The sequence below is a fragment of the Bacillus sp. MHSD_36 genome (assembly GCF_030757775.1).
GTDB lineage: Bacteria > Bacillota > Bacilli > Bacillales > Bacillaceae_G > Bacillus_A.
Genome location: NZ_JAVBIS010000004.1, coordinates 215763 through 229234, shown reverse-complemented (window position 1 = coordinate 229234; position 13472 = coordinate 215763). Strand labels below are relative to the sequence as shown.

Here is a 13472-nt window from a genome sequence, read left to right as displayed (position 1 = left end):
TAAATTGGATGTGAGAAGTGTGAAATGAGCCTCGCTGCATACGACTTAGAAGTAAGTGTGAGTGCTGTTTGTAAGCGTTAAACATTCTTGGATTTATAATGAAATGATTCACGATTTCTCACCTCAAACACTCTCTTTGCTTTGGTTTATACCATTGTATTGCCCGCACTACTGATATATGCTACATGTTCACTATTTTTGCGGACTAAGTTAAGAAAAATTACATTTTTTTGTGAGAAATACGTTAACAGTGACTATTTTGGCGAAAAAAAATGACACCTTATATATAAGGCGTCATTCTTCTCGTTCAAACTCTTCTTCTAATAACTGATGGTGGGGAACTTCTTTTTTACCAGCAATGTAATAATATAAAGTAAATAAAACAAACAATAAAATAATAGCAGTCGACAGAACAAACAAAAATGACACAGTATCCCCTCCCTTTTGTAATATATATTCGAGAATCTCGTCATTTTTCCTTGTTATTGCAATTTTTTTCTCGAAATTGAGTATTTTTATATAAAGTGAAACTTTAATCAGTGGGCGCCATTTCCCACTGATTATTAGCCTTCACCAATCGGGCTTTTACGGGCAGTTGACCCCAGACCTAACTTCTTAGCTTTCATTGAATTTTGAAGTAGGGGTCTTACTGCCCGTTAATGCGGGGTAGAAATAAAAAAATCAGCTCTCTAGTGAGAACTGATTTTTTCACTTTCTTATTCTTGTGAAGAAGAACTGTTAGATGATTCTGTAGAACCATTTGTTGATTTTTCTTCTTTCTTCGGTTCTTCTTTTTTGTCACTAGTCGAACCGCTTGTTGATTTCTCTTCTTTTTGAGACTTGTCTTCTGTTTTATTTTCTGGTTTCGTGCTCGTTGACTTCTCTTCTTTTTGAGATTTGTCTTCAGCTTTTTTACCAGAAGCGTTCGTTGCCTTTGCAGCACCTGCATCAGCTTTAATTTCTGCTACTGATTTATTTAAGTAGCGCTCAGGGTTCACAGCCACATTGTCTTTACGTACTTCAAAGTGAACGTGAGAACCTGCTTCTTTATTCATTGCACTTAGACCGGATTTTCCTAATACTTCACCTTGTACAACTCGTGCACCTTTTTCTACTTTTACACTGCCTAAGCTTTGATAAGAAGCTGCTACACCATTTCCGCTATCAACTGTTACAACATAACCAAGAAGTGAATCTTTTTCAGCTTTCGTTACTGTACCACTTAAAGCAGCTGTAACATTGAATTCTTTTCCATTCTTCGCAGCAATGTCAATTCCTTTGTTCGGGGAATATGTGTTGTTATAAAAGACAAGTGCTTTTTCTTGTTCCGCCTCAGTTGCTGCATCTTCATAGAACTTCTTCTGTACGACTACTTCCACACTCGTGGCAGCTGGCATTTTCACTACTTCTGAAGATTTCGTTACTGGTACTGCTGGATCTTCCGATTGTGTATACGGTGTTGCTTGATCTTGGTTCGGAGTCTTCTTCGTATTAGCTCCTTGGAACCATAACGCAACCATTAAAATTACTGCTGCACAAGCAATGTACAGTGCCGGAAACACCCATCTTTTTTGAAATAAATGTACTACCTTTTGCGACTTTTTATTATTTCTTCCTCGCATTCCATCATCACCTCAGCAATCATTTTGAACAATATTCACGTATCCTATACAACGTATAACTAATTACTTTTCGACAAAATCTGTAAAAATATGTATAGGAATTGTAAAATTTCCGAGGAAATGATTGAAAAAAGAAAAAACTGAGCGTTTCAGCTCAGTTTTTAGTCCAATTGTTTCTTTTTATATACGATTAAACATGCAATAAGTGAAATAATAAGCCATACTCCAACATTTAGCATATTTCCACTAATACTACTAAACCCAGCACCCTCCACTAAGCTTTTAATTGCTTTTTCAAGATGAGATGTTGGAAGATAACTAATCATTGTCTTAATCATTTTATTTTCAACCATTGGTTCAAATTGTACAGCTAAATACATCGTCATTAATATCGGCATTCCAATTAGTGATGTTTGCGGGACAGACTCAGCTAGTAATCCAATCACTGTTCCAATTAAGATAAATAGAATTGTTCCACATAAGAAAATAAGTGCTAGCAATAAGAGATTTCCACTTAATTGATCTAGAATGAATAAGTTTACAATGGAAATACCTAACGTTAAACATGCTGTTAATATACTTTTACCAAGAAGAACTTCAACAGAAGAAGCCGGTGATAGCATTAACACACGTAACGTATGTTTTTCTTTCTCTTCTGCAATTACCATTGATTGAACAAATCCTGCAACAAATAGAAAGGACATTAAAATAATGATGCCAACTCCTGCCTGTCCTTCTCCAAATCGACTAAATATAAATGCAAATATAATTGGTAAAGATGCCATTAACAAAACTTGTGAATTTGTCTTAAAATCCTGTACTTCTTTTCTAAAAATAGCTGATACACGTCTCATTGAAAATGTCATTATAATCCCCTCCCAGTAACTTCAATAAAAATATCGCCTAGCGTTGGTTCATGTGAGTGAATCGATAGCAATTCGCCTTTTTTCATCCATTCTGAAATACGTTTTGCACCTAATTCATCTTTTTGTACGACTTCTTTTTGCTTATCTTTTAATACGACTTGTATTTGATCTTTCGCGTATTGTAAGCGAAGGTTCTCCGGTGTATCAAGCGCTACAATTTCTCCGCCGCACAGAAAGGCGATGCGATTACAAAGCGTCTCTGCTTCTTCCATGTTGTGCGTCGTTAAGAAAATTGTCGTTCCCTCTTTATTTAAGTCTTTTAAGATTTTATGAATGTTTTGTACGTTAACTGGATCAAGTGCAGATGTTGGTTCGTCTAAGAAGAGGATATCTGGTTTATGAAGGATTGCTCTTGCTAGTGTAACGCGCTGCTTCATTCCTTTTGATAGTTTCTTTACTGGTATTTTTTTATCATCTAATAGATTTACTTGTGCTAACACTTCATCGATTCGTTCTTTTTTACAATCGTATAAGTCGCAAAATAATAGTAAGTTATCATAAATGCTAAGTCTCTCATATAAGCCACTGTTGTCTGTTAAAATACCAATTCGTTTGTAATCGATGCTGCTTGGCCCTGTAATATCTTTTCCTAGTACCCTTACCGTTCCAACGCTATGAAGTAATTGAGAAGTTAAAATTTTTACTGTTGTCGTTTTCCCAGATCCACTCGGTCCGAGGAAACCAAAAATTTCTCCTTGCTTCACTTCAATATTTACATTTCGAAGTGCTGTTTTTTCATTGAAACTTTTCATTACATCTTTCATTTCAATTGCCAATGTCATCTCGTCATCCCCTTTGTTTTTTCTTTTATAGATGAAAGTCGCTTTAGCGCTTTTCGTTTTGTTTGTTTCGCTTTTCTTGACTCAATCATATGAAAAACAAAGGGTTTACGCAGTAAAATACCGATAAAAGGAGTATTTTTACCGGTGAATGAATCGTTTTTTGAGCTTATTGGAGCAATTTTTATAGCCCAATCACACCTTTTAATTCATCCATTCGCCCTTTTGAAAGCGGGATTGAACTTTTTCTTTCGTCGTCTAAAATTAAACTAAAACTATTACGAGTCCACGTAATCACTTCTCGTACCCTTTGTAAATTCACAAGGTACGAGCGATGACATCTAAAGAATCCGAACCCTGTTAATCTCGATTCTAGTTCAGTTAATGTTAATGCACATACGAAATCCCCTTCACGCACATGAATATGTGTCACTCCGTTTTGCGTTTCAATAAAATGAATTTCCATCGGATCGAGTAAAATGATTTTATCGTTCACTTTCGCTGGAATTCTTTCAAGTTTCATTTGTGGAATCATTTGAACAACCTTCTCTTCATCCACCTCTTCAATTTCTTCTTGTTCAATTTCTACTTTTTTCACACCATCATTATTTAATATGTATACATCTTCTGTTAACGAAAGAGCGTCTGATAAGAAAGAACATGTAATAAAAATTGCCTTTCCTTGCTCTTTCATTTTCATAATTGATTTCCTGATAATAATCGTGCTTTCTGTATCTACATTTTGCTCTGGCTCTTCCAAAATAACTAAGTCTGGATTATGAATCATAACACGCCCAATATGAAGGCGACGTTTCTCTGAAAATGATAACTTTTCTATTTTAACGTTTAATTTATCTAAGAGGCCGACATATTGTACGACTTCTTCCGTGCTCATATTTGACTCATAAAGTCCTATTAAAAACTTGAAGTATTCCTTTACCTTCAAACGGTCGTATGCTTCATCTTTCAAAAAACAAAAACCGATACGTGAATAATTTCTCTTTCCAATTGCTTCACCTTCAAATAGCACATTGCCAGTTGAAGCTTCTTCCTCACCAATAATAATGCGGTGCAACACTTTCGCTGTATGGTTATTACATTGCAAAACAACACACTGTCCTTTTTCAACCTTCAGTTCAACTGCTGGTAACTGGTTCGTCTTCCCTAATTGTCTCAACTCGAGTAACGCCATTTTGTCTCCCCCAAATGCTTTTTATCTTATTATACCAAACAATTAATGGAAAATTATGATATTTCATACAGCATTTTAACGTATTATAAAACTATGAAAACATAAAAAGGGTGAAAACAAGGTAACAGCCTCTATATCTTCTCACCGCTGAACATTGAGGGTTTTCAAATATACTTATTACACTTTAAAGTATATCTACGATTAGACAAAAATAACTTATCTACCAAAAAAAGAAAAACCGTCCCAATATACCTCTTGGGACGGTCTATTCTGTATCCTACTTCTTCACCATCAATTTTCCTTCATAATCATTCATCGTCTTTATTTCAACGCCTTTATAGTAATGAGCGACGATATCTGTATATTTCTTACCTTCCGCTGCCATGCCGTTCGCTCCGTATTGGCTCATGCCGACGCCGTGGCCGAAGCCTTTCGTTGTAACGACGATTTTATCTCCCTCTTGTTTCCAAGTGAAGTCAGAAGAGCGTAAGTCTAACTTTTCACGAACTTCTTTTCCTGTTAATGTTTTCCCTTGAAATGCTACATCCTTTACGCGCTTTCCTTCCGTAAGATCTTTAATATTTCCAACCTTCCCGTCTGCTAGCACTTTCACACCGAGACGTTTTTGAAAGTCAGCTACCGTAAAGGTTTGCTCGCTCGTAAATTTCGGAGAAGCTTGATCCCACGGACTATCTACGCTCTTTAAGTACGGATAATCATTTCCCCAATAATCAGCCGCATTTTCTGTCCGGCCATTACTCGTTGAGAAGAAGGATGCTGAGATTGGTTTTCCATCATACGTTAAAACTTGTCCTGCGGTTTTCGAAACAGCTTCTTCAATTTTCTTCAAATTATTTTCGTAGTTATTGCCCCATTGTTTCTTCAATTCTTCTTTGCTTTTGTACACTTGATCTTTCACCGTATCTGTCACGTCCGCATTGTTTTTCTTACCTCCGCTTAGCATACGCTGGACTACAAATGTTCTCGCTGCTAATGCCTGCGCCTTTAGCGCCTCTATTTCAAAACTGGCATTCATCTCAGAAGCTACTACGCCGGTCACATACTCCTCCATAGGTAATGTTTCTACTTTTTTCTGTTTCTCGCGATATACAGCCACCTGAACCGCTGTATCCACTTTCCCTGGAGCTGGTATACTTTCTATCGCTGGAGGAGTTTTAGAAGCTGCTTCTTCCCCTACTTTTGCTTTCGCAAACGGAATAACAAGAGCAGCAGGTACAATGATAACGAGCGCTATGAGAAGCGCTACTGTAATAAAAAGTGGCTTTGAAAATTTCATCTTATTTCCCCCAATATAAAAAAGCTTTACTCCATTCATTCTTATGGAACAACTCTTTCTTTTAGAACATACTTAAGGGGACCTGTATAAAGTGAAACTTTTCTAAATATTTTTAATGGTACGTGCATAAGTATAGAATTTCTTGACTATAACAGTAATAACCCAAAAAAATAGCCCCTACGTCAAAAGACGTAGAGACTATTTCAATTAAGCGTGAAGATCAGAAACTTCTTGTTCTTTCACTTCTTCTACTTTTTCGTTTACACGTTCAATAGTTGCACCTAATGCAGCTAATTTCTTATGGAAATCTACATAACCACGGTCAAGATGCTTTAATTCAGTTACACGAGTGTAACCTTCTGATACTAAACCAGCTAAAATTAATGCAGCAGCAGCACGTAAGTCAGTTGCGCCTACTTCAGCACCTTGTAAGCTGTTTGGACCGTTCATAATAACAGAACGACCTTCGATTTTAATATCAGCATTCATACGACGGAATTCTTCAACGTGCATAAAGCGGTTTTCGAATACCGTTTCTGTAATCATACTTGTTCCATCAGCTTGTAGTAATAATGCCATCATTTGTGATTGCATGTCTGTTGGGAAACCTGGATGAGGCATAGTTTTAATATCAACCGCTTTTAACTTATCTGGGCCGATAACACGTACACCTTCGTTTTCCTCAATAATTTTAACACCCATTTCTTCCATCTTCGCTGTAATTGAGCGTAAATGTTCAGGTACAGCATTTTCAATTAAGATGTCTCCACCAGTAATTGCCGCTGCAACCATGAATGTTCCCGCTTCAATACGGTCAGGAATAATAGAGTGGTTCGCACCATATAATTTATCAACGCCTTCGATACGAATCGTTCCAGTTCCAGCTCCGCGTACTTTCGCTCCCATCGCATTTAAGAAGTTAGCTAAGTCAACGATTTCTGGTTCTTTCGCTGCGTTTTCAAGGATTGTTGTCCCTTTTGCTAATGTAGCTGCAGACATAATGTTTTCTGTCGCGCCCACGCTTGGGAAGTCTAAATAAATTTTAGCTCCTTTTAGTTCTCCCTCAACGTATGCCTCAACAAAACCGTTACCAACCTGTACTTTTGCTCCCATTGCTTCGAAGCCTTTTAAATGTTGGTCAATTGGACGTGAACCAATTGCACATCCACCAGGAAGTGCAATACGAGCACGACCATTACGCGCAAGTAATGGTCCCATTACTTGAACAGATGCACGCATTTTACGTACATATTCAAATGGTGCTTCAATGTTTAGTTCTTTAGAAGCATCGATTGTTACTTGGTTATTTTCAAATACGACTTCAGCATTTAAATGACGTAATACCTCATTAATTGTGTATACATCAGACAAAACTGGTACTTCAGATAGTACATTCTTTCCATCACTCGCTAATAGGGCTGCAGCGATTATAGGTAATACAGCATTTTTTGCGCCCTCAACACGCACTGTGCCGTTTAACCGCTTTCCGCCACGGACGATGATCTTTTCCAAATTATTCCCCTCCGTGTCCTTTTTTCAGTATCTATTCACTCAATACTCAGAAGTTATGATCGGTGTGCCAACCACAATTGTATCTTTGTTGTCTGTAGAACGTATTGCTATTTGCACATTTATTTTCTCTCTATTTGTTGAAAGAGCGTCATCCCACTTTTTATTGTATGCGGAGACTGACACAAATGCTCTTTCTTCTATCTGTTCGATCGCTCTTGCTGAAAGATCTTTCAAAAACTGATTGGTTTTATTTTGCAAAACACCTTCAATCTTATCATTCAGTACACCTTGAACACAAGTGTAAATTATAGGTTTTTCACTAAAAATTTTATTTGTTTTTTGAATGTACTTCGGGTCCCATTTCGCCCCACTCACTTCAAAAATAATGAAAGTGTTTTCTTTAGTATTTTCCTTACTCCAAGTTACTACTACTCGTTCTTCATGAGAAGCGAACTTTTTATAGGATGTAGCTTTATATCCATCTGGAGATTGCTCTAATTCCCATTTTTGAATATTCGCCTTGCCCTTTACATCGTTTAACAACTTTTGAAACGTATGTATATTAGAAATTGTTTTTGTTTCTCGTGCTAACCATGACCATTTCTCTACTTTAGCATCATTTTTCTCTAAGGATGCAATCATGCTCTCCATTTTCTGTTCATCGCTGATCGGTTTCATCTCTCTATATCCAACCAAAAATAAAACAACACTAAGTGCAACAATAAGAATGGCTTTAAGCTTCAATTTCATCCCCTCCTATCCCCATTGTTAACGGAGATATAAGGTTCTATACACTTACTTTACTAAATACGTTAAACTCTTTGAATAGCCTAAATAATCAAGGAAAAAGTTACTTACAGATGTCCCAATTGCAATTGTAATTAGGATGAGTAATACTCTCGTCTGCATTACCTTTCCAGGCTTCATTAAACGCTCAATGTGGATACCTTGTAAGGCCCACCACGTAATGGTAATAAACAATAAATGCGAAACAATGGCAATCAGTGCTTGTTGCCCTAAAAGATGTGCCAACAAATCGACCCCTTTTTACCCAGCTACTACTTACGAAATCATATAAAAACGATACCATAATAAGTAGGAGCCACACTTTTTCAAATACAAATAAGCATCTTACATTTTACATCGTAATTTTCTCTTTAAAAGCGTATACCTAAATGCATTTTCAATTGTAATTCACACAAAATAAAAAGCGCAGAGTAACGACTCCACACCTTTTATTTTTCACTATTGTACCATGTTCCCTAGAAAGAAGAAATCTTTCATTAATGGAAAATATTCATAAAAGAAATTGTATCCAATCATCGGCATAATTCCCAGTATTACAATAGAAATTGCACAAAGACTCATTACAAGCTTTATATTAAATGGCAAACGAATCTTTTCTTCTACTTCTCCCGTTCTGAAAAACATTTGCTGTAAAATACGGAAATAATATACGAATGAAATGACTGTCGTTCCCATCATAATCGAAGCTAATACGTAATGAGCTGGCTCTACATGAAGTGCACCTAAAAAGATGTTAATTTTCCCGATGAAACCAGCTGTTCCTGGTATCCCTGCCAACGATAAAATAAAAATCGTCATTACGATCGCTGTAAATGGCGACTTTTTATATAATCCAGTGAAAATGGTGATATTTTCTTTGTCACTTTGTAAGATTAAGCCGTGGATAATCGCAAATGCGCCTATATTCATCAGCATATACGCAAGCATGTAAAACCACATGCTATCCATCGTAAATGGTGATAATGCGACAAGCGGAACGAGTAAATACCCCGCATGTGCGATTCCCGAATAGGCAAACAGGCGTTTTACGTTATGTTGCTTTAATGCGACTACGTTTCCGATAATCATCGTAATACTCGCTAATGCAGCGATGTATATGCTCATACGTCCGTATAAAGATTGCATGTCTCCTTGCACCGATACACTTGCAAAAACCATGAGGAACAGACGAATAATGAGTAGGAACCCTGCAATTTTAGAAATCGTCCCTAGAAAAGCGGTAACAGGTGTAGCCGCTCCCTCATACACATCTGGTGCCCACATATGAAACGGTACTGTTGCAATTTTAAACGAGAGTCCAACGAGTAATAGTAGAAAGGCGAGAGCTAACAATAACTGAATACCACCTGCAAGCTCTCCTGCGAATACTTTTTGCATCTCCACGATATTGGTTGACCCTGTAATACCGTACAAATAACTCATTCCAAAGAGCGTAATTGCCGTTCCGATTCCTCCATTAATGACATATTTCATTGCCGCCTCATTTGATGCGCGGTTCTTTTTTCGTATTCCTACTAAAATGTAGGAAGAAAGTGAAAGCAATTCTAAGCCGACGAAAAGTGTAATGAAATCAACGCTAGAAGCCATAAACATAGCCCCAAGAAGTGCCATTAAAAATAAGTAATAATATTCTCCCTTATCTTCAATGGGATTCTTCTTGTCATCACTCATTGCAGTGCATAAGATGAGCGCCGCCCCGCCTAACAACAACGTTTTAAATCCTTTTGAAAACCCATCTAACACAAACGATCCGTTTAAAATATCTCCCGCTGGTTCACTGTATAGCGTAATTAATGAAACGATTGCTAACACGATAGCTGCGATTGCGCTAAGCGCTACATATCTATGGTTCAGCTTAAAAAACAAATCACATACGGAAAGAAGGATGGCAGCTCCTAGAATAATGAATTCTGGCACCATGAGATGCCATGATAAGCTAAGTAACGTATTCATATCCATCCTACTTCACCCCCAATGTTTTCAATGTATTTTGAAGCGGATCCCCTAGTATTTCTGGCATTACTCCAATTGCAATAATGCAGAAGATAAGCAGCAAAATCGGGACATACTCCCATCCGTGTATATCAGCTTTCGCTTCCCACTCTTTCTTACCAAATGTTACTTGCAGTGTTGCTCTTAATACGTATACAGCGGTTAAAATGATGCCAAGCACACCGACTGCTGCAATAACCGGCTCCCCTTGAAATAAACCGAGAAAGGCGAGAAACTCGCTAACAAATCCAGACATTCCTGGCAATCCAAGCGATGCCATTCCTCCCGCTAAGAAGAATCCGCTAAGTACTGGTACACTTTTTGCAAGTCCGCCAAGCGCTGTAATATCCGACGTTCCAAAACGCTGTTCTATAACGCCGAGTAGGAAGAAGAGCAAGGCAGCGATTAAGCCGTGCGACACGACTTGGAATAGCGCTCCTTGTGTACCGGGTGCATTTAAAGCCGCAAGTCCCATTAATACAATGCCCATATGCGAAATACTAGAGTAAGCAAGTACCTTCCGGAAGTCCGTTTGGATGAGTGCTAAGAAGGCTCCGTACAATAAATTAATGACTCCTAAAATCGCAATGAGCGTTGCAAATTCGCGAAAGTATTCCGGGAATAACCCATGTCCGAAGCGGATTATACCGTATGCTCCAATCTTCAGTAAAACACCTGCATGAAGCATAACTACAGCCGGATGCGCTTCAATATGCACATTGACCATCCAGCGATGTAACGGGAAAACGGGGAGTTTAATCGCAAAAGCAATCATTATAGCAAGAAACAAGCCGAACTGTAAGCTACTTGAGACAGCCATTCCTCCCCCAGCACCTACACTCGTTAATATTTCTTTAAGCTCTGTCATATTCGTTGTACCTGTTTTCGCGAATAAAACCGAGAAAACAATGAGCAAAATAGCGGAGCCAATACCGTTATATATTAAATAACTATAAGCAGCCTTTTCACTCGACAATTTCCCCCACTTCCCAATTAATAAAAACATTGGTGGCAATGTAATTTCAAAGAAGATAAAGAACAACATTAGATTTTGAGCAGCGAAGACGCCGAGCATCCCTATTTCTAACATGAGTAATAGCATATAAAATGCTTTCAAATTTCTTTTAATCGTAAATGCTGCAATGGCTGCAAGCATCGCTAGCAGGGCCGTCAGCACCATCATAACGAGCGCTAAACCATCAATACCAAGCTCATAATAAATGGAAAACCATCTTTTATCCACCGCTGAAAAATCTCCGAATTTAATCCATTTCACTTTCTCATCAAATAGCGATAAACTCTTGCCAGAAGCGTATGTACAAGCGAGGACAATAGCGATTCCAAATGGAAGCGCCGTTCCAAATAAACCGAGCGCTCGCACTGTACGCGATTCTTTTTTCGGCGTTACGGCAAGTAAGAGAATTCCTAAAAGCGGGGAAAAAATGAAGAACGTTAATAACAAATCATTCATCGTAAATCCCCTCCCGTATAGAGCAAAATAATGACGAGTACTGCAAGTGAAACAGCTGTTACAGTCCCGTACACTTGTACATTTCCGTTTTGGAGTCTAGACCCGATTCCACTTAACCCTTTAACTACACTCCCTATTAAAACGGCAATTCCTTCGACTACATACACCTCAAATAAGCGAAGTACATGAGCGATTCCTTTCGTAACAGGAAGCACCGTCATATTGTATAGTTCATCCACATAATATTTTTCTTTCAAAAGGTTATAAAGAGGGGCTTCTTCGTTCCCAGCCCAATCTCTAGAAATAGATTTCTTGCCATATATGAAATATGCGAGAGCAATTCCTGCAAATGAAACGAGCGTCGCTACAATCATAATCCAAAAAGGTCCGTGTGCTTCTCGCGCTTTAAATGCTACATCTTTCGTAAGCCAATCCCCGAGAAATGTCCCAAACCACGGTGTATTTATATAACCTGCTACTACCGCAAGGACCCCGAGAACGATCATTGGATACGTCATAATGCGGGGCGATTCATGCACATCTTCCTTCGTCTTCGCTTCCCCAGTAAAGACAAGGAAATATAGCCGGAACATGTAGAATGCTGTTAGGAATGCTGCAATTACTGCTAAGATGAATAAAACGTAATTGCCGTTCATCCAAGTCGCTGCTAAAATTTCATCTTTACTAAAGAAACCGGAAAGGAGTGGGACACCACTAATTGCAAGAGTACCGATTAAAAATAAGGCACCCGTTATTTTCATCTTCTTCTGTAAGCCGCCCATTTTATTAATATTTTGCGTATGCACCGCATGAATGACACTTCCTGCTGCCAAAAATAGTAGCGCTTTAAAAAAGGCGTGTGTCGTCAAATGGAAAACACCTGCTACATAACCAGCAGATCCCAGCGCAAGCATCATGTACCCGAGCTGGCTAACTGTAGAATAAGCGAGCACTCTCTTTATATCCGTTTGTACAAGACCGATGGAAGCCGCAAAGATTGCAGTGAAAGCTCCAACGATTGCCACCGTCTGCATCGCCACCGCACTTGCTGAAAATAACGGAAACATCGTCGCCACTAAATATACGCCAGCTGCGACCATTGTCGCCGCATGAATCAGTGCCGAAACAGGCGTCGGACCTTCCATTGCATCTGGTAACCACGTATGAAGCGGGAACTGACCTGATTTCCCCATTGCACCGATAAAAATTAATATCGCTGTTATTGTAATCATCGTAGGGGTAAGGTCCCCCGTATGAATTGCTCTAAAAATTGCATCATATTCAAAACTACCTGCATGCCAAAAAAGTATGATCATCCCAATAAATAAACCGACATCACCAATACGAGTCATAATAAAGGCCTTTTTTGCAGCAGCCTTCGCTTCTTCTTTAAAGAAATAAAAACCGATGAGTAAAAATGAACCGAGTCCTACTAACTCCCAAAATATATAAAGCTGTAATAAATTCGGTGATATAACGAGCCCTAGCATTGCAAATGTAAAGAGCCCTAAATAGGCATAAAAGGTTGGTAATCTTTCCTCACCTTTCATATAACCTTTCGAATATACATGTACAAGTAAACTCACAAGCGTAACGATAAACAGCATTAAAGCCCCTAATGCAGTCACTTCAAAGCCGAATGATATATCAATATCTCCAGCTCTAAGCCATACCCACTTATGCTTTACTGGTACTGTCGAAAACCGTTCTATTAATACAAGTACCGCAAATATAAAGGAGAGAAAGACGAGGAAAATACTAAGTACACTGCTTCCTTCTCTAATTTTCTTCCCGAATATAATTAATAACAAAAACGAAACAAGCGGGAAAAGCGGTATGAGCCATGCATAATCGATCATTGTTTCCTTCCCCCT

Annotated in this window: 12 protein-coding genes; all 12 read right to left on the bottom strand. The window is 38.3% G+C overall.

From position 1 onward, the window contains the following. Positions 1 to 294: 294 nt before the first annotated feature. The 12 genes from Q9B79_RS18315 to nuoL all read right to left on the bottom strand — a co-directional run bounded on the left by Q9B79_RS18315 (position 295) and on the right by nuoL (position 13457). On the bottom strand, positions 295 to 429 hold the full coding sequence (locus Q9B79_RS18315; protein WP_000008901.1) for a hypothetical protein: 135 nt from the start codon (positions 427 to 429) through the stop codon (positions 295 to 297). 287 nt (positions 430 to 716) lie between these two features. Further along, positions 717 to 1622 (bottom strand): stage II sporulation protein SpoIIQ, encoded by a 906-nt coding sequence (gene spoIIQ, locus Q9B79_RS18310; RefSeq protein ID WP_306186425.1) that lies wholly within the window; start codon positions 1620 to 1622, stop codon positions 717 to 719. A 161-nt stretch (positions 1623 to 1783) separates the two neighbouring features. Beyond that, the gene (locus Q9B79_RS18305) at positions 1784 to 2488 is read right to left on the bottom strand and encodes an ABC transporter permease (RefSeq protein WP_306186423.1); all 705 of its coding nucleotides are present in this window, start codon (positions 2486 to 2488) and stop codon (positions 1784 to 1786) included. Further along, positions 2488 to 3330 (bottom strand): ABC transporter ATP-binding protein, encoded by an 843-nt coding sequence (locus Q9B79_RS18300; protein WP_306186421.1) that lies wholly within the window; start codon positions 3328 to 3330, stop codon positions 2488 to 2490. The genes Q9B79_RS18305 and Q9B79_RS18300 overlap by 1 nt, the downstream gene beginning before the upstream one ends. 181 nt (positions 3331 to 3511) lie before the next feature. Next, entirely contained in the window at positions 3512 to 4519 is a 1008-nt protein-coding gene (locus Q9B79_RS18295; protein WP_306186419.1) for a LytTR family transcriptional regulator DNA-binding domain-containing protein, read from the bottom strand. A gap of 277 nt (positions 4520 to 4796) precedes the next feature. Continuing rightward, a complete protein-coding gene (spoIID, locus tag Q9B79_RS18290) occupies positions 4797 to 5816 on the bottom strand; it encodes a stage II sporulation protein D (protein WP_098669998.1) in 1020 nt (339 codons plus the stop codon). Positions 5817 to 6023: 207 nt separating this feature from the next. Continuing rightward, on the bottom strand, positions 6024 to 7328 hold the full coding sequence (murA, locus tag Q9B79_RS18285) for a UDP-N-acetylglucosamine 1-carboxyvinyltransferase (protein WP_000411264.1): 1305 nt from the start codon (positions 7326 to 7328) through the stop codon (positions 6024 to 6026). A gap of 39 nt (positions 7329 to 7367) precedes the next feature. Further along, a complete protein-coding gene (locus Q9B79_RS18280) occupies positions 7368 to 8072 on the bottom strand; it encodes a YwmB family TATA-box binding protein (protein WP_372339549.1) in 705 nt (234 codons plus the stop codon). 51 nt (positions 8073 to 8123) lie between these two features. Next, a complete protein-coding gene (locus Q9B79_RS18275) occupies positions 8124 to 8360 on the bottom strand; it encodes a DUF1146 family protein (RefSeq protein WP_000940742.1) in 237 nt (78 codons plus the stop codon). Positions 8361 to 8573: 213 nt separating this feature from the next. After that, positions 8574 to 10088, bottom strand: a complete 1515-nt coding sequence (nuoN, locus tag Q9B79_RS18270) for an NADH-quinone oxidoreductase subunit NuoN (RefSeq protein WP_372339559.1) — start codon at positions 10086 to 10088, stop codon at positions 8574 to 8576. A gap of 7 nt (positions 10089 to 10095) precedes the next feature. Further along, complete coding sequence (locus Q9B79_RS18265; protein WP_306186409.1) at positions 10096 to 11598, bottom strand: NADH-quinone oxidoreductase subunit M; 1503 nt, start codon at positions 11596 to 11598, stop codon at positions 10096 to 10098. Continuing rightward, a complete protein-coding gene (gene nuoL / locus Q9B79_RS18260; RefSeq protein WP_306186407.1) occupies positions 11595 to 13457 on the bottom strand; it encodes an NADH-quinone oxidoreductase subunit L in 1863 nt (620 codons plus the stop codon). The genes Q9B79_RS18265 and nuoL overlap by 4 nt, the downstream gene beginning before the upstream one ends. Positions 13458 to 13472: the final 15 nt, after the last annotated feature.